The 19,428-nt window shown below is 60.2% G+C and carries 19 protein-coding genes and 1 pseudogene; 8 read left to right on the top strand and 12 right to left on the bottom strand.

Going from position 1 to position 19,428, the window contains the following annotated elements:
* Positions 1-54: 54 nt before the first annotated feature.
* The 5 genes from POF45_RS05110 to POF45_RS05090 form a co-directional block, all read right to left on the bottom strand.
* Positions 55-633: a DUF1842 domain-containing protein gene (locus POF45_RS05110; protein WP_259494913.1), complete on the bottom strand. Its 579-nt coding sequence runs from the start codon at positions 631-633 to the stop codon at positions 55-57.
* Positions 634-686: 53 nt separating this feature from the next.
* Entirely contained in the window at positions 687-1,322 is a 636-nt protein-coding gene (locus tag POF45_RS05105) for a DUF1842 domain-containing protein (protein ID WP_259494912.1), read from the bottom strand.
* Between the two features lie 37 nt (positions 1,323-1,359).
* On the bottom strand, positions 1,360-1,548 hold the full coding sequence (locus POF45_RS05100; RefSeq protein WP_259494910.1) for a DUF1843 domain-containing protein: 189 nt from the start codon (positions 1,546-1,548) through the stop codon (positions 1,360-1,362).
* A 326-nt stretch (positions 1,549-1,874) separates the two neighbouring features.
* Positions 1,875-3,275: a heavy metal sensor histidine kinase gene (locus tag POF45_RS05095; RefSeq protein WP_282315252.1), complete on the bottom strand. Its 1,401-nt coding sequence runs from the start codon at positions 3,273-3,275 to the stop codon at positions 1,875-1,877.
* Complete coding sequence (locus POF45_RS05090; protein WP_259494907.1) at positions 3,272-3,946, bottom strand: heavy metal response regulator transcription factor; 675 nt, start codon at positions 3,944-3,946, stop codon at positions 3,272-3,274. The genes POF45_RS05095 and POF45_RS05090 overlap by 4 nt, the downstream gene beginning before the upstream one ends.
* Positions 3,947-4,411: 465 nt before the next feature.
* Between POF45_RS05090 and POF45_RS05085 the strand changes: the two genes are divergently transcribed.
* From POF45_RS05085 to POF45_RS05065, 5 genes are all read left to right on the top strand, one after another.
* Positions 4,412-5,650, top strand: a complete 1,239-nt coding sequence (locus tag POF45_RS05085) for a TolC family protein (RefSeq protein WP_431978603.1) — start codon at positions 4,412-4,414, stop codon at positions 5,648-5,650.
* A 66-nt stretch (positions 5,651-5,716) separates the two neighbouring features.
* The gene (locus tag POF45_RS05080; protein WP_282315251.1) at positions 5,717-6,910 is read left to right on the top strand and encodes an efflux RND transporter periplasmic adaptor subunit; all 1,194 of its coding nucleotides are present in this window, start codon (positions 5,717-5,719) and stop codon (positions 6,908-6,910) included.
* 172 nt (positions 6,911-7,082) lie between these two features.
* Positions 7,083-10,232, top strand: coding sequence for a CusA/CzcA family heavy metal efflux RND transporter (locus tag POF45_RS05075; RefSeq protein WP_282315250.1), 3,150 nt, complete (start codon positions 7,083-7,085; stop codon positions 10,230-10,232).
* Positions 10,233-10,389: 157 nt separating this feature from the next.
* Positions 10,390-10,599 carry a co-regulatory protein PtrA N-terminal domain-containing protein gene (locus POF45_RS05070; protein ID WP_282315249.1) on the top strand — a complete coding sequence of 70 codons (210 nt, stop codon included), beginning with the start codon at positions 10,390-10,392 and terminating at the stop codon, positions 10,597-10,599.
* Positions 10,600-10,682: 83 nt separating this feature from the next.
* A complete protein-coding gene (locus POF45_RS05065; protein WP_259503204.1) occupies positions 10,683-11,015 on the top strand; it encodes a DUF2790 domain-containing protein in 333 nt (110 codons plus the stop codon).
* Between the two features lie 149 nt (positions 11,016-11,164).
* Here the strand turns inward: POF45_RS05065 and POF45_RS05060 are convergent.
* Positions 11,165-11,254: pseudogene (locus tag POF45_RS05060) on the bottom strand (hypothetical protein); the annotation flags it as partial.
* 300 nt (positions 11,255-11,554) lie between these two features.
* Here POF45_RS05060 and POF45_RS05055 point away from each other — a divergent pair.
* On the top strand, positions 11,555-12,553 hold the full coding sequence (locus POF45_RS05055; RefSeq protein ID WP_282315248.1) for an acyltransferase family protein: 999 nt from the start codon (positions 11,555-11,557) through the stop codon (positions 12,551-12,553).
* Here the strand turns inward: POF45_RS05055 and POF45_RS05050 are convergent.
* A complete protein-coding gene (locus tag POF45_RS05050; RefSeq protein WP_259494899.1) occupies positions 12,550-12,822 on the bottom strand; it encodes a hypothetical protein in 273 nt (90 codons plus the stop codon). The two genes, POF45_RS05055 and POF45_RS05050, sit on opposite strands and share 4 nt — an antisense overlap.
* Before the next feature lie 332 nt (positions 12,823-13,154).
* On the opposite strand from POF45_RS05050, the gene POF45_RS05045 reads away from it, so the two are divergent.
* Positions 13,155-14,231, top strand: coding sequence for a hypothetical protein (locus tag POF45_RS05045; protein ID WP_282315247.1), 1,077 nt, complete (start codon positions 13,155-13,157; stop codon positions 14,229-14,231).
* Between the two features lie 77 nt (positions 14,232-14,308).
* The gene (locus POF45_RS05040) at positions 14,309-14,662 is read left to right on the top strand and encodes a DUF1428 domain-containing protein (protein WP_259494897.1); all 354 of its coding nucleotides are present in this window, start codon (positions 14,309-14,311) and stop codon (positions 14,660-14,662) included.
* Positions 14,663-14,674: 12 nt separating this feature from the next.
* Here POF45_RS05040 and POF45_RS05035 read toward each other — a convergent pair whose 3' ends face one another.
* The 5 genes from POF45_RS05035 to POF45_RS05015 all read right to left on the bottom strand — a co-directional run bounded on the left by POF45_RS05035 (position 14,675) and on the right by POF45_RS05015 (position 19,408).
* On the bottom strand, positions 14,675-14,869 hold the full coding sequence (locus tag POF45_RS05035) for a hypothetical protein (RefSeq protein ID WP_259494895.1): 195 nt from the start codon (positions 14,867-14,869) through the stop codon (positions 14,675-14,677).
* Between the two features lie 314 nt (positions 14,870-15,183).
* Positions 15,184-16,281 (bottom strand): polyamine ABC transporter substrate-binding protein, encoded by a 1,098-nt coding sequence (locus POF45_RS05030; protein ID WP_259494893.1) that lies wholly within the window; start codon positions 16,279-16,281, stop codon positions 15,184-15,186.
* Positions 16,282-16,473: 192 nt separating this feature from the next.
* Positions 16,474-17,358 (bottom strand): ABC transporter permease subunit, encoded by an 885-nt coding sequence (locus POF45_RS05025; protein WP_259494891.1) that lies wholly within the window; start codon positions 17,356-17,358, stop codon positions 16,474-16,476.
* A complete protein-coding gene (locus POF45_RS05020; RefSeq protein WP_259494890.1) occupies positions 17,355-18,269 on the bottom strand; it encodes an ABC transporter permease subunit in 915 nt (304 codons plus the stop codon). The genes POF45_RS05025 and POF45_RS05020 overlap by 4 nt, the downstream gene beginning before the upstream one ends.
* Positions 18,266-19,408: an ABC transporter ATP-binding protein gene (locus POF45_RS05015; RefSeq protein WP_259494889.1), complete on the bottom strand. Its 1,143-nt coding sequence runs from the start codon at positions 19,406-19,408 to the stop codon at positions 18,266-18,268. Before POF45_RS05015 ends, POF45_RS05020 begins: the two co-directional genes overlap by 4 nt.
* Positions 19,409-19,428: the final 20 nt, after the last annotated feature.

Raw genomic sequence — 19,428 nt, 5'->3', positions numbered from 1 at the left:
TTGACTGACCCAGCGCTTTCGCGAGCAGGCTCGCTGCCACAGGTTTTGCGCTGACTAGCGAGCTTCCAGACGCGCGATTTCCGCATTCAACTGATCCAGCGCACTGCGCAGGGTGCCGGCGTGGGCCAGTTGCTGTTCGCCCTGGCTCACCACCGATTTCAGTTGCGCCAGATCACCGCTGGTTTGCGCCTGCTGAATTGCGACGGCGTAGAGCGGTTGCACATGGTGCGGCGGCTGTACGGGCTGCGTCGAGGCCTGGCTGACCGCCGCATGCCTGACCACGTGCCACTGGCCTTGCTCCTGGTAGCGATAGTCGACAAAACCACTGGCCCAGTCCGCGCCCAGAATGCCCCTGAGGTGGAAGGTCTCGGCAATTTGGCTGAGCGGCCCGCTCGGGCTGCCTTCCAGCGTGAGGATCAGATGATTCTCCACCGAGGAGGTCAATTTGGCTTCCGAGTAATCACCCCAGACACGGGCGCGAAAGTTGACGGTCGGCCAGGTGGCGACAAACACACTGGCGATACCGCTGACTTGTTTGGTGACGGTATTCACCAGCAGGTCGAGGGTCAGAACCGGTGCGCCCAACAGCCCATTGCTGATGTTGAGGCGCGTGTGAAAAAGTCCGATTGACATGGTGCAACTCCTTGTTTGAGTTCAGGACAAGCCAGACACATTCAATGGTCGGTTCAGCGGCGTTCCAGCCGGCTGATTTCGCCCTTGGCGGCTTCCAGCGCGCTCTGCAATTGCGGGTGCTGATCAAGTTGCTGCTTGGCCTGGCTCGCCAGGTTTTTCATCTGCGCCAGATCACCGCTGGCAATCGCGGACTGAATCGGCGCGGCATACAGCGGCATGATCGGCGGGTGCGGTAGAATGACCGGCCCGGGCTCCAGCGGCGGCAGTTGCACCCTGGAGGACACCGACTCGACCTGCTGGGCCGGGACACCGTTGACTTCGTGCCAGCGTTGCCCGTCAAAGTAGCGATAGTTGGCGACACCGTTCTGCCAGTCCGTGCCCACCACCAGCCGCACTTCCAGGCCCGTCATCGAGTTCGAGTGCGGACCGCCCTGATTGCCATCCACGGTGATCAGGATCTTGCTGACACCGGGCGACATGACGGTGAGATAGCTGTACTCACCCCAGACGTCGAAGTGCAGGTCCAGCGGCGGGTTGATCGCCTGCGTCACCGACGCCGTGCCAGTGACCTCCTGTTGCGGGGTCGAGACCAACAGATTCAGTGACAGGGTTTGTGCGCCAGGCGCCGACGTGCCAATTCGATAGCTAAGCGGGAACAGGCCGACATTCTGTTGAAGAGAACCAGACATGATTTATTGCCTCCGTTGCAATAAGGGGGGAACAGAACTAGCGCTGTTCCCGGCGGGTAACTTCCTGAGCCAGTTTTTCGTAAGCCGATTTAAGCTCACTGTTTTCTGGTTTGGATGCATCGCGTTGTTTCAACAAGGCCTTCATTTGCTGCAGATCGTCTTTCTTGATCGCCTCATGAATGGCCGTCCCGTAGGGCGGGATGGAATGGGAGTTTGGGGGGCTCATAGCGACTCCTTCCGTGGTATTTGCGAACGCTGCCTTGAACGGCAGCGTTTGCAGTTAAGCATTTGCGGATAAATATGCAATGCCCGGAAGTGGCCCGATGACATTAAATTTCTGATAATTTTTTGATTGATAGCGAAGTGTTTTATGTACGGTGGTTTTATATTAAGAATAGCGATCAGCGTTGATGTTTTTGCTTTTCTTCATAACCGTTATAGCTATTAGCTTGTGTGTGGGTTTTGCCACTTTAAAAGTACAAAACACCGTTGGCGGTGGCCGTCACGCACATGATGGATTGTGGCGAGGGAGCAAGCGCTTTCGCCACAGGTTCAACGAACCATGCCCGGAAAGCTCAATCGGAAAACGGTCAAGCCGCCCGGTGTGCTCTGAACCTCGGCGCTGCCCTGGTGCAGGCTCATGATCGAACGCACGATGGCCAGCCCAAGTCCGGTCCCGCCCTGGGAACGTGTACGGCTGTTGTCCACGCGATAGAAACGGTCGAAGACATGGGGCAAATGCTGCGCTTCTATCCCGGCGCCGGGGTTGCTGACTCGTAGCGAAACGAGGTTGGCGCGGTGTTCGATGATCACCGAAATGGCCTCGCCGGCAGGGCAGTGGCGGATAGCGTTGGACAGCAGATTGGAAATCGCCCGCTGAATCATCAAGCGGTCACCGAGGGTCCGGCCGTTGCCGGTGACGTTCAGGCTGATGCGCTTTTCCTCCGCCGACAGTGAAAACAGCTCGACGACTTTCAACGCTTCATCTTCCATGCAGACAGGTTCCAGCAGTACCCCCGCTGCCGGGTCGCGGACCTGCGCCAGAAACAGCATGTCCGAGACAATGCGGTTCACCCGGCCCAACTCTTCGATGCAGGATTCCAGCGCTGCCCGATATTCCTCGTTCGGTCGCTCCCGGGACAGTGTCACCTGCGCCTTGCCCATCAGGTTGGTGATGGGCGAGCGCAGTTCATGGGCCAGGTCATCGGAGAACTGCGACAGCTGCTGCACGCCGCTGTCGAGCCGGTGCAACATATAGTTGATGCCGTGCGCCAGTTCGCTGAGTTCTTGAGGCATGTTGTCCACCGACAGGCGATGATCGAGGTCCTGGGTCGAGATTCTCGCCGCGACCTTGCGAAACTCGCGCAACGGCGCCAGCCCGCGTTGCACCACCGCCCAGGCGCTGAGGCCGATCAGCAGCAACAACAGGGGCAGGGCAATGACCGTTGATTGCAGATAAGCGCTGAGCAACGCGTCGTCATTGGCGTTGTCCATCGACAACAATACCGATACACGGCTGCCGTTTTTCAGGGTGATCAGCCGCGACGCGGTCAGGAAATGCCGCCCCTGGGCATCGGTACTTCGCGAGTACGTCAGGGTATCGGCAGCGCTGTTCGCAGCCTTCAGTTCCACCCTCGGGTCTTGCAGTCCCGAGCCGGATTTCAACAGCGGCGTGCGTGGGTTGTTCAGGTCGTACAGGGTCAGCGTGAGGTTGTCATGGCCCATCACCTGATCCAGCAGCGAGTGCGGCTCGGTGGTGATATCGAGCGGGTTCTCATACAGCGAAAGGCTATGCTCGACCTGCTGCATTTTCGCCGCCAGGCTGTCCCTGGACAGCGTATTGAGCTCATGGCTCAAGGCAAAGAACGCCAGTACCGCCAGCAGCAGCACCAGCACCGCGCCGAGCAGGCTTACCGTCAGGCCGAGGCGCAGCGACAGGCTGGCGGGCTTCATTCCCGAGCCTCCAGTACATAGCCGACACCGCGCAGGGTGTGGATCAGTTTGCTGTCGAACGGGTCGTCGATCTTGGCCCGCAGCCGGCGGATCGACACCTCGACCACATTGGTGTCGCAGTCGAAATTCATGTCCCAGACCAGCGAGATGATCTGCGTGCGTGACAGCACTTCCCCGGACTGGCGCATCAGCAGGTGCAGCAGCGCGAACTCCTTGGTCGTCAGGTCGATGCGTTGCTCGCCGCGAAAGGCCCGGTGCCGGCCCTGATCGAGTTCCAGATCGGCTACCCGCAGCACCTGCGGCAGCGGAATATGTTCACTGCGCCGCAGCAAGGTGCGGACCCTGGCCAGCAACTCCGGAAACTCGAACGGCTTGACCAGATAGTCGTCGGCGCCCAGGTCCAGGCCACGGATCTTGTCCGCCAGCCGCCCGCGAGCGGTCAGCATCATTACCCGGGTATTGCTGCTCTGACGCAGGTTTTGCAGCACGCCCCAGCCATCCATTTCCGGCAGATTCACGTCCAGGATGATCAGGTCGTAACTGTGTTGACGCGCAAGATGAAGACCGTCAGCGCCCGTTGCCGCCCGGTCCACGATATAGCCACTTTCAGTCAATCCCTGATGCAAGTATTCGGCAGTTTTAAGCTCGTCCTCGACGACAAGGATTCGCATGGCGTTTTTACCTTCTTCAAATAACAATTAATTAAATCATTCAGAAATGGATGTTGTTATCAGGGCTTCTGGCTGAAAGTAGTTGTCACGGTAAAGCCTGTAGCTGCTTCAGGGTCAAGCCAGGAAGCTGATTGTTGGGCCCTCTGGACCGGTCTTTGCGACAACATGTCGCAGTTCGCGTTACCTGTGCTGAACAGCGAGCAGAGATGTATTAAACCGACAAGTGCTGTTCGGCAGATATTGTCTTGGTATTTGTTTCGCCATATTGCTAATAACCGAAAATGGCTGTGCATGTTTGCCATGTTATTGCAAAAGAGTCCGATAAGCCGGTGGATAACGGATTTGTAATGTTCCAGCAACCTTCACGATAAGTGCAAAACCCTACATTGATGCCATCTCGACTCTTGGTACTTTGAAGGAAACAGGAAAGTGCATTGGCATCGAAGTTTTAACGTTCCCTTAACGATTATCAGGTCTTTACGCGTTGTCGGGTTATATGGCGTCTTGTCAGGCACCGGCCTTGCCATCGCCTCGGTCTCGACAACGCTGACCATGGATCAGGCCCTGCAAACGGCGTTGGCCAACAACCCGGATCTGGCGGCCGCGCAATGGGACATCGGCATCGCGCAGGGCGACCGGCAGCAGGCTGGTTTGATGCCCAACCCTGAGGTGTCGTGGGAAGCGGAGGACACACGACGCAATTCACGCACGACCACTGTGATGCTCAATCAGCCGATCGAGTTGGGCGGCAAGCGCGGGGCGCGGATCGACGTCGCCAGCCGGGCGCAGGACGCCGCCGCCATCGAGCTTGAGCGCAAACGCAACGTGCTGCGTGCCGATGTCATTCAGGCGTTTTACGGCGCCGCCACCGCACAGCAACGGTTGCAGTTGGCCCGTCAGTCTCAGGTCTTGGCCGAGCGCGGCGTGCGCGTGGCCCAAGGGCGCATCGACAGCGGTAAATCGGCGCCAGTGGAGGGCACGCGGGCGCAGGTCCAGCTCTCTGAAGTACGCCTGGAACGGCGACGTGCCGAGCGCGACGAAGCCAGCGCGTATCAACAATTGGCTCAGGTCATGGGGGCGCCGTTGCCGGCGTTCGCTCGCATCGCGCCGGCGCCGCCGGCGATGCCAGCTGTGCCGACTGCGCCACGTCTGCTCACACGCATCGGTGAAACCGCAGAGATGCGCCTGGCCGAATTACAGATTGCTCAGCGCGAAGCGAGCCTGGGTCTGGAGAAGGCACAGCGCATCCCCGATCTCACCGTCAGCGTCGGCAGCCAATACAGTGAACTGGAGCGCGAGCGGGTGAACGTGGTCGGGTTGTCGATGCCGATTCCGCTGTTCAACCGCAATCAGGGCAATGTCCTGGCCGCCGCGCGCCGCGCCGATCAGGCCCGGGACCTGCGCAACGCCAGCGAACTGCGGTTGCGCACGCAAACCCAGACCACTCTCGATCAATGGCTGACCGCCAACACCGAAGTCAGCGCGTTCAACCAGACCATCCTGCCCGCCGCGCAAAGCGCCGTCGACACCGCCACCCGCGGCTTCGAAATGGGCAAGTTCAACTTTCTCGACGTGCTCGACGCCCAGCGCACCTTGATCAGTGCTCGCAGCCAGTACATCCAGGCCATCGCCGAGGCGACCGACGCCTGGGTTCGCATCGAACGAATCTTCGGCGATGTCGAGGCGCTGACCCGTACCCCTTGAATTTCACGTCGCATTTTTTGAACGGCGGTTCGGCAGGCGATGCCATGAGCCGCACTGGGAGTTTCCATGGATAAAAAACAACTGCTGGTTGCCGTACTGACCCTGACAGCGGGCATCGGCATTGGCTCATTCTGGGTGGATAAAACCTCGGCACCGACCGCCGCCGCGCATGCCGAAGAAGGCCGTGACGATCACGGCGATGAAGGCGCGCATGCCGAAGGCGACAGTGAAGAAGGGCACCTGACATTGAGCGTCGAACAGATCAACGCCGCCGGCATTCAGGTGGCCACGGCGAGTGCGCAAGACATCAGCCTGTCGTTGCCCTTTCCCGGTGAAATCCGTTTCGACGAAGACCGCACCTCCCACGTCGTTCCGCGTGTCGCGGGAGTGGTGGAGTCGGTGCACGCCAACCTCGGGCAAGCGGTGAAAAAAGGCCAGTTGCTGGCGGTGATTGCCAGCCAGCAGATTTCCGATCAGCGCAGCGAACAGGCCGCTGCACAACGGCGCCTGGAACTGGCGCGGACCACCTACGAACGCGAACGCCAGTTGTGGCAGGACAAGATCTCTGCCGAGCAGGATTTCCTTCAGGCGCGGCAGGCGTTGCAGGAGGCTGAAATCGCTTCCGCCAACGCCCGGCAGAAAATCAGTGCGCTGAGCGGCAGCGTGTTGGCCAGCGGCGGCAATCGCTACGAATTGCGTGCGCCGTTCGACGGCGTGGTGGTGGAAAAACACCTGGCACTGGGCGAGGTGGTCAACGAAACCACCAACGCCTTCACGCTTTCGGACTTGTCTCGGGTGTGGGTGACGTTCGGCGTTTCGCCCAAGGATTTGAATCAGGTGCGGGTGGGTAAAACGGTCACGGTCAGTGCCACGGAACTGAATGCCGAAGTCACCGGCACCGTGGCCTATGTCGGCAGTTTGCTCGGCGAGCAGACCCGTACCGCCACTGTCCGTGTGACCCTGGAAAACCCACAAGGCGCGTGGCGGCCGGGGTTGTTCGTGACGGTGAAGGTCGACACCGAAACCCGTCAGGTCAGGGTCGCGGTGCCGGAAACCGCGCTGCAAACCGTGGAAGACAAACCGACCGTTTTCGTGCGCACCGATGACGGCTTCAAGGCGCAACCGGTGCTCACCGGCAACCGTGCGGCGGGGTTGGTTGAAATCAGCGAAGGCTTGGCGCCGGGCACGCAAGTCGCCACCGCCGGCAGCTTCATTCTCAAATCGGAGCTGGGTAAGGCCTCGGCTGAACACGCTCACTGATGCCATGTGCCTGTCATGCCTACCTGTGGCGAGGGGGCTTGCTCCCGCTGGACTGCGCAGCAGTCCCATTCGAGAGGGGTTGCTTGGCAACCCAGCGGGAGCAAGCTCCCTCGCCACAGAGGCCGTGTTCATCCTGAGCTGATCCGTATTTCATCTGCCCGAGAAATTTCCCATGTTCGAACGTCTCATTCAGTTTGCCATCGAGCAGCGCATCATCGTGCTGCTCGCCGTGCTGCTCATGGCCGGGCTCGGCATCGCCAGCTATCAGAAGCTGCCGATCGACGCGGTGCCCGACATCACCAACGTCCAGGTGCAAATCAACACCGGCGCCGCCGGATTCTCGCCGCTGGAAACCGAGCAGCGCATCACCTTTCCCATTGAAACCGCCATGGCCGGTTTGCCGGCGTTGGAGCAGACCCGTTCGCTGTCGCGCTCGGGCCTGTCGCAGGTCACGGTAATTTTCAAGGAAGGCACCGACCTGTTCTTCGCCCGGCAACTGGTCAACGAACGCTTGCAGGTCGCCAAGGAGCAATTGCCCGAAGGCGTAGAGTCGGTGATGGGCCCGATCTCCACCGGGCTCGGGGAGATTTTCCTGTGGACGGTCGAGGCCGAAGAGGGCGCGGTCAAAGACGACGGCAGCCCTTACACGCCGACCGACCTGCGCACGATCCAGGACTGGATCATCAAGCCGCAACTGCGCAACGTGCAGGGCGTGGCCGAAATCAACACCATCGGCGGTTTCGCCAAGGAGTACCAGATTGCCCCGGACCCCAAGCGCCTGGCGGCCTACAAGCTGACCCTCGGCGATCTGGTGACTGCGCTTGAACGCAACAACGCCAACGTCGGCGCCGGTTACATCGAACGCAGCGGCGAGCAGTTGCTGATCCGCGCACCGGGCCAGGTGGCGAACATCGACGACATTGCCAACATCGTCATGGCCAATGTCGATGGCACGCCGATCCGCATCAGGAACGTCGCCACCGTCGACATCGGCCGCGAACTGCGCAGCGGCGCCGCCACTGAAAACGGTCGCGAGGTGGTGCTGGGCACCGTGTTCATGCTGATCGGCGAAAACAGCCGCACCGTGTCTCAGGCCGTGGCCGCCAAGCTTGAGCAGATCAACCGCTCGCTGCCCAAAGGCGTGACGGCGGTGACGGTGTACGACCGCACGCACCTGGTGGACAAAGCCATCGCCACGGTGAAGAAAAACCTGGTGGAAGGCGCGATCCTGGTGATCGCGATTCTGTTCCTGTTCCTGGGCAATATTCGTGCGGCGCTGATCACCGCGATGGTGATTCCGCTGGCCATGCTGTTCACCTTCACCGGCATGTTCACCAACAAGGTCAGCGCCAACCTGATGAGCCTCGGGGCGCTGGACTTCGGCATCATCGTCGACGGCGCGGTGGTGATCGTCGAAAACGCCATCCGCCGTCTCGCTCACGCACAGCAACACCACGGGCGCATCCTGACACGCTCGGAACGTTTTCATGAAGTGTTTGCGGCGGCGAAGGAAGCGCGCCGGCCACTGATTTTCGGCCAGTTGATCATCATGGTCGTGTACCTGCCGATCTTTGCCCTCAGTGGCGTCGAAGGGAAGATGTTCCACCCGATGGCCTTCACGGTGGTCATCGCCTTGCTCGGCGCGATGCTGTTGTCGGTGACGTTTGTGCCGGCGGCGATCGCGATGTTTGTCACCGGCAAGGTCAAGGAAGAAGAGGGCGTGATCATGCGTGGCGCCCGCCGGATGTATGCGCCGGCGCTGGAGTGGATCATGGGCCATCGCGCCATGGCGTTCGCGCTGGCGGTGGCCGTGGTGGCGTTGTCGGGTGTGGTCGCCAGCCGCATGGGCAGCGAGTTTGTGCCGAGTCTCAGCGAAGGTGATTTTGCCCTGCAAGCCTTGCGTGTGCCGGGCACCAGCCTGACGCAATCGGTGGAAATGCAGCAGCGCCTGGAGCAACTGGTGCTGGCGAAAGTGCCGGAGGTCGAGCGCATGTTCGCCCGCACCGGCACCGCCGAAATCGCCGCCGACCCGATGCCGCCGAACATCTCCGACAGCTATGTGATGCTCAAGCCCAAGGCGCAATGGCCGGACCCGGGCAAGTCCCGCGAGACGCTGATCGCCGAAATCCAGAGTGCCGCCGCGACGCTGCCGGGCAGCAACTACGAGCTGTCGCAGCCGATTCAATTGCGCTTCAACGAACTGATTTCAGGCGTGCGCAGCGATGTCGCGGTCAAGGTCTTTGGCGATGACATGGCGGTGCTCAATGCCACGGCGGCGAAGATTGCCGCGTCGATGCAGCAAGTGGCGGGCGCCTCCGAGGTCAAGGTCGAGCAGACCACCGGGTTGCCGGTGCTGACCATCAATATCGACCGTGACAAGGCTGCCCGCTACGGGCTGAACGTGGGCGACGTGCAGGACACCATTGCCGTGGCCGTGGGTGGACGGCAGGCCGGCACGCTGTATGAAGGCGACCGCCGCTTCGACATGGTGGTGCGTTTGTCCGATGCCATGCGCAAGGACGTCGAGGGCTTGTCGGCGCTGTTGATTCCGGTGCCGGCGTTGCGCAGCGGCAGTGCTGATCAGATCGGCTTCATTGCATTGTCGGAAGTGGCGACGCTCGATCTGGTGCTGGGGCCGAACCAGGTCAGTCGCGAAAACGGCAAGCGGCTGGTGATCGTCAGCGCCAACGTACGCGGGCGCGACATTGGCTCGTTTGTGCAGGATGCGGGTCGCGCCATCGAGCAACAGGTGCAGATCCCGCCGGGTTACTGGATCAACTGGGGCGGGCAGTTCGAGCAATTGCAGTCCGCCGCCAAGCGCTTGCAGATCGTGGTGCCGGTGGCGTTGCTGTTGGTGTTCGCGCTGCTGTTCATGATGTTCAACAACCTCAAGGATGGGCTGGTGGTGTTCACCGGCATTCCGTTCGCGCTGACCGGTGGGGTCATGGCGCTGTGGCTGCGGGATATTCCGTTGTCGATTTCGGCGGGAGTCGGGTTTATCGCGTTGTCCGGGGTAGCGGTGCTCAACGGGCTGGTGATGATCGCGTTCATTCGCAATCTGCGCGAGGAGGGGCGTTCGCTCGACAGCGCGATTCACGAGGGGGCGCTGACACGCTTGCGCCCGGTGTTGATGACGGCGCTGGTGGCGTCGCTGGGGTTTATCCCGATGGCGCTGGCCACCGGCACCGGGGCTGAGGTGCAACGGCCGTTGGCGACGGTGGTGATCGGCGGGATTCTGTCCTCGACGGCACTGACGTTGCTGATCTTGCCGGCGCTTTATCAGTGGGTGCATCGACGCGACGAGGAAGAACCCGTGAATTGAGTGGAATCCCTGTGGGAGCGAGCAAGCTCGCTCCCACAGGGATATTTGGTGTTCGTGCCCGATTTTGTTTACCTAACGAATATGTAATCTGCGCGCCACCGTCTCGATAGGTTCGCATTGATACCTTGAGTTCGTTATCTACTTTGAGGTGTCAAGAATGAAACGTGCTCAAGTAACTCTGCTGGTCGGTGCGCTCGTCATGTCTTCCCTGGCAATGGCCGAAGGCGGTGGTGACAAGGCGTTTGAACGCATGATGGCGGCGCAAAGCCAGGCCATGGAAAAGTACGCCGCGAACGAAGCCAAGCGTGACCCGGTGGTGGTGAATGATGCCAAGACCGACAAAGCCGAAAACACTGAAAAGATGTAATGAAGCGACCCACATCAACCCGCTACCGACAATTCGGTGGTGGGTTTTTTTATGCCGACGGTTTGATCTTCGAGGTGCTGAACATGCGGATGATTAATGTGATTGGTTTGACCGGGATGTTGCTGATGTCCACCAGCGCACTGGCTGAAGGCGGGGGCGACAGGGCGTTCGAACGGATGATGAGCGCCAACACCGAGTCCATGGCGCAGTACGCCGCGAGTCAGGGCAAGCGCGCGCCGGTGGTCAAGGCGTTTGAGTACGGCATGACGCTGGATGTGGTCAGGGTGGTCAGCGTGGTACGCCCGCAAAAGGCCTGCGCGGCAGTGCCGGCGGCGATGACTTATGAGGACTCGCAGGGGCAGCTCAATACCGTCAGGTACACGGTGGCGGGGGATTGTCGTGTGCGCGGGGGTTAGGCCTGCGCAGATCCATGGCAACCCCCAATCCCACAGGGGGTATCGTTGTTCTTGAGGGCCGGGCATAAAAAAAGGGCGCCCCAAAGGACGCCCAAAAAATTCACCTCTTTCCAAAGGAGCAAGGAGCTTCTAAAGGTGAATGTGCAGAACTAGAGAATCGCCAGCGGGTATTCGACGATCAGGCGCACTTCATCCAGGTCGGATTCGAACGCCGTGGCACGGGTGGTGGCCTGGCGCACGGTCCGGAACTCACCACCATGGCCAGGGCGGCCATCGAATATTTCTTGGGGTTAACCATCAATCACTCCTGAGGTTCGGCAGAACGAACATTCTTCGGCTTGGTTTTATTGTTCAACGCAAGTGGATTGCCCTTGCGTCGGTGTGCCGGGTCATATCGTTGCAGCCGCAAGATAGCGGGGAGGTGATAGGGCAATGACAATTTTGCAAGGTGTGGCTGAGGTGCGCCTCGAAAAACCTGTTCCGCGAGCGCAAAGCATCGTAATTTACGCGCCATAACTACAAGCACATCAGGGAATCAAGTGGGCGCTTATCGACTGTTGCTGGCCGTTCTGGTGGCCGTTTCACATATGGGGAAAACCCTTTTCGGGCTCAACCCAGGCGTGGTTGCCGTCATTTCCTTTCTGCTGATCAGTGGCTTTGTGATGACCTCGCTGATTGAGCGCAATTACACGTCAACGGAGAAAATCCCGCTGTTCTACCTGGACCGGGCCCTGAGGCTGTACCCGCAGTTCCTGCTGTACTTCGTCGCCTCCTGCGCGGTGATCTACTACCTGCTGCCCGGCACGCCGCAGGCCGCCGAGCTGACGTTCAAGACCATCGCCCAGGGCCTGGCGATGCTGCCGCTCGGGTTTTACATGTTCGGGGTTGGCGGGACACAGATCCTGCCTGCCGCCTGGTCGCTGGGGCTGGAGGTGTGTTTCTACCTGGTCATTCCATTCCTGATCATCTTCAAGGCTCGCGGCGTGGCATTTGCGCTGTCGACCGTGATTTTCATGGTCGCGTGCCTGGGCTACATCAACACCGATGTGTACGGCTACCGGCTGCTGCCGGGCGTGCTGTTCATCTTTTTGTGCGGCAGTTATCTGTACAAACCGCAGGGCAAGGGCCTGGCGATTGCGCTGGGCACGGCGCTGGTCGCGGCCCTGATGTTTGCGGCAATCATGGCCGGACTTATCGAACGCCGGCCGTTCAACGCGGAGGTGACTGCCGGCATCGCGCTGGACATCCCGGCTGTGTACCTGTTGACCCGTCTCGGGTATCACCGGATTGACGAGTTCCTCGGCAACATCAGCTATGGCGTGTTTCTCAATCACTTTGTGGTGATGTACTTTTTGCGCGCTTTCTGGCCAGTGGCCTATGACGCCCATATCGTTGCGGCCGTGTTGATCCTGGCGTTTGTGTTGAGCGGTATTTCCTACTATTTCGTAGAAAAACCGGCCCTGAAGCTGCGTCATGCGCTTCGGGCCGGCAGGAAATATGAGGTTGGCCCGTCGCAGGGTGGCGAGCCAGCAGTTTAAGGCGTGATCTGGAACGTGAACGGACGGGCCGGGCGCCGCGCGAGTTCGCTTTCCAGCAAGTGGTCAAGCAGGACGTCATTCAAGAAGCGGAACTGATCATTGAAGCCGACCACTTCGTTGCTGAAGTGGTTGGCCGCTGCCGGCATCAGCAGAGCTTCGAATTCCTTGTCGAACACCAGCGCGATCTCTTTGCGCGAGACGACCTGTTGCGCGTAGTAGTTGCTGCCAAATACCGGGAAGCTCACAGCCAGGGTGACGGTGTGGATCATGATGGAGGCTCCTCGGTGAGCGTTTCGGGGCGGTATGAGAAGAGGGTGCGCCGGGCTGATGTGTGGCGGAAGGCATTCGTGGCGATGGTGGAAATCGATGGTAATGATGGTCTGGTTTTTTTGTTGAGGCTGATGGCCCCATCGCGAGCAAGCTCGCTCCCACAGGGGTTTGGCGGCGGGCATCAATCTTCAGTTCATAACTGTCCCCTGTGGGAGCGAGCTTGCTCGCGATGGGGCCAGTGAGAACACATCAAATCCGGGCCACCTATACTCCACCCTGCTGATCAACCTTGGGCAACCCGCCCGGGGCAGGCTCCAGGGACACCACGATCTTGAACCCCCGTTCGCTGATCGTCGCCGTGCTGTTGGTGCTGTTGGCGGGCTGCGCCACGTCGGCCCGTGCGCCGGTGGAAGCGCCGGTGGTGGTGTCGCCTGCCACCTGGCAACAGGTGGACCGCGACATCGTCAGCGTCTCGCAAAAGGCCACCGAACAAGCCAGGTTTTTTGCCCAGACGTCGATGGAGCATTGGCGCACGCGGGTCTACGAGCAGACCGAGGAAAAATTCATCCCCTGGTTCAGCAGTTACTGGACCCAGGAATGGCTGTCGATGAAAGTCGATTGGTACTCTGTCAGCGCTGGCGGCGAGCAGGATGCCGCGACCAAGCGTCTGGCGGCCTACCTGCTGGAGGAATATCAAAAGAAAGTACTGGCGCCCGTGGCGCTGGAGATCGATCCGGAGGCGATCCTCGGTCAGGCCACGGTGTTTTACGTGCAGCTCATCGCTCAGCAACTGCCGGCTATCGCCCAACGCAACGGTGTGCCAATGGCGCAACTCAATGACCATATCCAGAAAATCCCGGTGATCACCCTCGGACCGCCCCCGACGCGGGACGCTTCGTTGTATCAGCTGGTGCACACCGAACCGCTGAACACCTTGCCGGCCTACGCCGCGCTGATCGACAAGATCCACAAGGCCGGCGGCGACAAAGGCGTTGCCTCGACCGACTCGACCATGGCGCCCGTGGCCAAGCGCGCCAGCCAGCGCATGCAAGCCGAAATGGCTCCACGCGGTGCGGCCAGTGCGGTGGCGGCCGTGGCCGGGAAACTGGCTGGCGGTTTGATTACCGTAGGGGTAGCGGGGGTGCGCGCGATTATCCAGGCCAGTGACCGGCCGGACAGCGAAGCGCTGATCCGCAGCAGCCTGGGCAACACCTTTGACAAGGCCTGGTGGAAGCTGGTGAAAGACCCGTCCACCGGGGTGATGGCCGGTACGTTGTACATGGCGGGGCAGATCGAGGGTCGTCTGGGTGATAGCGTCGAGCCGAGCCTTGAACCGTCGGTCGGGTCGGGCGAGGGCACTGTCGATCCGGGGCCGCCCGATTCGACTATCCAGCAGATGGACCCCTGAACCCGGTAAGTCAGGGCACGCAAATCCCACAAGGGTTGCGCTGCGCTGACCGGTCAACCTTTGCAGGAGACACGACCATGTCCTACGTAGATGGCTTTATTGTTGCCGTACCCACTGCCAATCGCGAAAAATTCAAGAAACACGCGGAGTCCGCCGCCGAAATCTTCAAGGAAAATGGCGCCCTGAGCATTGTCGAATGCTGGGGCGATGACGTGCCCGACGGCAAGCTGACGTCGTTCCCGATGGCGGTGAAACTCAAGCCTGATGAAACGGTGGTTTTTTCCTGGATCGTCTGGCCGGACAAAGCGACCCGCAATGCCGGCATGCAGAAACTGATGGCCGATCCGCGCCTGCAGCCGGACGTCAATCCGATGCCGTTCGATGGCCAGCGCATGGTGTTTGGCGGCTTTGAGATAATCGTCCAGGCTTGAGCCATGGCAGGGTCACTCCGCTGACGGGGTGATCCTGCAACTCTTGCGATGTTGAATCTCGCTGTCCGAGGGGCGCTCGCGGACAAACTCGAAACGCGGCTCGCCTTCGTTGTAATGAACCAGCCAACCCCATTCCAGATCGGACTCGTCCTGACCGGGTTGTGGCGGCACGGCCCACCAGGGCTCTTTGCTGATGATCTGGCGCATGGGTGCGCTCCAGTTGACGGGAATGCCATCAACTATAGGCTGCCCACAAAAAAGGCGCCCGAGGGCGCCGAAGTTCACCTTGACCGAGGGAGCCAGGTGAGGCCGTTCGCAGAAGGTGCAGCGGTGGTAAGGCGCTGCGTGAACGGAAGAGGGGGGAAGTTGATACCTGTGTTGAATGTCAGGGCCTCATCGCGGGCAAGCCCGCTCCCACAGGGGATTCGCGTCGTTCACCTGTCTGTGGTCCACCCCGGACCACTGTGGGAGCGAGCTTGCTCGCGAAGGCGGCAGCAGGTTCACCCGTGATGCCAAGTGAATTACTTGCCGAGTTTCACGCGGGTCCAGCCACGCGTCATCACCCGCTGAATGCCAATCGGCATGTCCGGAATGGCATACAGCGTCGCCATCACTTCCTGCGGGGGGTAAGACCCCGGATCGTTGCGAATCGCTTCATCCACCAATGGCGTCGCCGCCGCGTTGGCGTTGCTGTAGCCGACGCTGTTGGTGACTTCGGCGATGATGTCCGGGCGCATCAGGAAATTCATGAACAGGTAGGCGTTGTCGACGTTGGCGGCATCACGGGGGATGGCAACCATGTCGTAGAAACTGCCGGCGCCTTCTTTGGGGATGCTGTAGTCGATCTTCACCATGCCGCCAGCCTCTTTGGCGCGCGCCTTGGCCTGCAGCACGTCGCCGGAATAACCGACCGCCACGCAGATGTTGCCGTTGGCCAGGTCGGAGATGTATTTCGAGGAGTGGAAATACGCCACCGATGGCCGGATCTTCATGAACAGCGCTTCGGCTTCGGCGATGTGTGCCTTGTCCTGCGAGTTCACCGGGTAGCCCAGGTAGTGCAGGGCGGCTGGCAGCATTTCGGTGGGCGAATCAAGGAAACTGATGCCGCAGGCTTTCAGTTTGGCGGCGTTTTGCGGCTTGAACAGCAGGTCCCAGGAATCGGTCGGCGCATCGGCCCCGAGCACTTCCCTGACCTTGTCCGGGTTAAAGCCGATACCGATCGAACCCCACATGTACGGGAACGCGTGGGCGTTGCCCGGATCGCTCGCCGAGGCGTTTTTCAGCAGCACCGGGTTGAGGTTTTTCCAGTTCGGCAGCTTCGATTTGTCCAGCGTCTGATAGACGCCGGCCTTGATCTGCTTGGCCAGGAAACTGTTGGACGGCACCACGATGTCATACCCGGATTTGCCGGCCAGCAGGCGCGCCTCAAGGGTTTCGTTGCTGTCGAACACATCGTAGGTCACGCGGATGCCGGTCTCCTCCTCGAACTTCTTGACGGTGTCCGGGGCGATGTAATCCGACCAGTTGTAGACGCGCAGTACCTTGTCATTGGCCTGGGCGCCGGTGGCAATCGTGCCCAACAAGGACAGTGTCAGCAGAGTCCTGGCAAACATTTTCATCGGTACAACTCCATTTTCTTTTTATAAAACACAAAACCTGTGGCGAGGGAGCTTGCTCGCGCTCGGCTGCGAAGCAGTCGCACAACCATCCTGCGCGGTGCGTCTGATACACCAGGATCAAAGGTCTTGGCGCCGCTTCGCTGCCCAGCGCGAGCAAGCCCGCTCGCCACAGTTAACTCGATAGCTTTAGTCCTAAACCGTCGCTGCAACTCGCTGCTTGGCCGGTTGCTGCCACGATTCGCTGGCCGTCTGGTCCATGGCTTCCTGAATCGCCCGTTTGCGGTTGGCTTCGGCCTTGCGGCTGAAGTACCAGACCATGAATGTGACGATGGACACTGCCAGCAGAATCAGGCTGGCCACGGCGTTGATCTCCGGTTTCACACCCAGACGCACCGCCGAGAACACTTCCATCGGCAAGGTCGTGGAGCCAGGGCCGGAGACGAAGCTCGCCAGCACCAGGTCATCCAGAGACAGGGCGAAGGACATCATGCCGCCTGCCGCCAGCGATGGCGCAATCATCGGGATGGTGATCAGGAAGAACACCTTCAACGGCTTGGCACCGAGGTCCATGGCAGCCTCTTCGATGGACAGGTCCAGCTCGCGCAGGCGGGCGGAGACTACCACCGCCACATAGGCGGCACAAAACGTGGTGTGGGCGATCCAGATGGTGACGATGCCGCGCTCCTGTGGCCATCCGATCAGTTGCGCCATCGCCACGAACAACAGCAACAACGACAGACCGGTAATCACTTCCGGCATCACCAGCGGTGCGGTGACCAAACCGCCGAACAGCGTGCGACCCTTGAAGCGTGTCACGCGGGTCAGCACAAATGCCGCCAGCGTACCGAGCGCCACTGCGGCAATCGCGGTGTAGCAGGCGATTTCCAGCGAGCGCACCACCGAGCCCATCAGTTGCGTATTGTCGAGCAGGCCGACGTACCACTTCACCGACCAGCCGCCCCACACCGTCACCAGTTTGGAGGCGTTGAACGAGTAGATCACCAGGATCAGCATCGGCAGGTAGATGAACGTCAGGCCGAAGATCAGCATGAACTTTGAAAATCCGAAGCGTTTCATCCCCGTGCCTCCATCTCTTTGGCCTGACTGCGGTTGAACAGCAGAATCGGCACAATCAGGATCAACAGCATCACCACTGCCAGGGCGGATGCCACCGGCCAGTCGCGGTTGTTGAAGAATTCTTGCCACAGCACACGGCCGATCATCAGCGTCTCCGGGCCACCCAGCAGTTCCGGAATCACGAACTCACCCACCACCGGAATGAACACCAGCATGCAGCCGGCGATGATGCCGTTCTTGGCCAGCGGCACGGTGATTTTCCAGAAGTTGTTGAAGTTGCTCGAACCCAGGTCCGAGGCGGCTTCCAGCAGGCTGCCATCGTGTTTCACCAGGTTGGCATACAGCGGCAGCACCATGAACGGCAGATACGCATACACCACCCCGATGTAGACGGCGGTGTTGGTGTTGAGGATCTCGATCGGGTGATCGGTCAGCCCGCTCCACATCAGAAACGCGTTGAGCAAACCGTTGTTGCTGAGGATGCCCATCCACGCGTAGACGCGGATCAGGATCGCGGTCCAGGTCGGCATCATGATCAACAACAGCAGGACGTTTTGCGCTTCCTTGCTCGCTTTGGTGATCGCATACGCCATCGGAAAGCCGATGCCCAGGCACATCAAGGTGCTGAAAAACGCCACCTTCAACGAGCCAAGATAAGCCGAGATGTACAGCTCATCCTGGGTCAGCAGCGCGTAGTTGCCCAGGTTCAGCAGCACTTGCAGTTTCTGGTCGACGAAGTTGTAGATCTCGGTGTACGGCGGAATTGCCAGCGCCGCTTCCGAGAAGCTGATCTTCATCACCAGGAAGAACGGCAGCATGAAAAACAGGAACAGCCAGATGAACGGAATGCCGATCACCATCTTGCGCCCGCTGGGGACCAGCCTCAGAAATTGCTGATTGAAGGTTTTCATGAGCGCAGTACCACGCCGCTGTCGTCTTCCCACCACACGTAGACCTGATCGTCCCAGGTCGGCCGCGCGCCACGGCGTTCGGCGTTGGCCATGAACGACTGGACGATCTTGCCACCCGGCAATTCGACGTAGAACACCGAGTGCCCGCCAAGGTAGGCGATGTCATGCACCTTGCCTCGGGACCAGTTGTAGAGGACCTCGGGCTTGAGGGTGCTGACCAGCATTTTTTCCGGGCGGATGGCGTAGGTGATCGACTTGTCTTGCACCGATGTACTGACGCCGTGGCCGACGTAGATCTTCTGCTCCAGGTCCGGGCTGTGAATGATCGCGTGGCCTTCCTGATCGTCTACCACGGTGCCGTCGAAGGCGTTCACGTTGCCGATGAATTCGCAGACCATGCGGCTGACCGGCGCTTCATAAATGTCTACCGGGCTGCCGATCTGGGCAATCCAGCCCAGGTGCATGATCGCGATGCGCTCGGCCATGGTCATGGCTTCTTCCTGGTCGTGGGTCACCATCACGCAGGTCACGCCGACCCGCTCGATGATCTGCACCAGTTCCAGCTGCATTTGCGAGCGCAGCTTTTTATCCAGCGCGCCCATCGGTTCGTCGAGCAGCAGCAGCTTCGGACGCTTGGCCAGGGAACGGGCCAGCGCCACACGCTGACGCTGACCACCGGACAACTGATGGGGTTTGCGTTTGGCGTATTGGGTCATGTGCACCAGGCGCAGCATCTCTTCGACACGGGCGTCGATTTCGCTGGCGGACAAACGATCCTGCTTGAGGCCGAAGGCGATGTTCTGCGCCACCGTCATGTGCGGGAACAGTGCGTAGGACTGGAACATCATGTTGATCGGCCGTTCGTAGGGCGGCATGTCGGTGATGTCGACACCGTCGAGCAGGATCCGGCCTTCGGTCGGCCGTTCGAAACCGGCGAGCATGCGCAGCAGGGTCGATTTGCCGGAGCCGGAACCGCCGAGCAGGGCGAAGATTTCGCCTTGATGGATTTCCAGCGAGACGTCATCCACGGCGGTGGTTTCGTCGAATTTCTTGGTGACGCGGTCGACTTTCACCAACACCTTTTTCGGTGCCTGGTGACCTTCAAGAGCCTTCCTGTAAGTGCTGGAGGCGTTTGCCATGTGAAACTCCCAACAGGTTT

The sequence above is a fragment of the Pseudomonas fungipugnans genome (genome assembly GCF_029955235.1).
GTDB classification, from domain to species: Bacteria; Pseudomonadota; Gammaproteobacteria; order Pseudomonadales; family Pseudomonadaceae; genus Aquipseudomonas; species Aquipseudomonas fungipugnans.
This window is presented reverse-complemented; position numbering and strand designations above follow the sequence as displayed.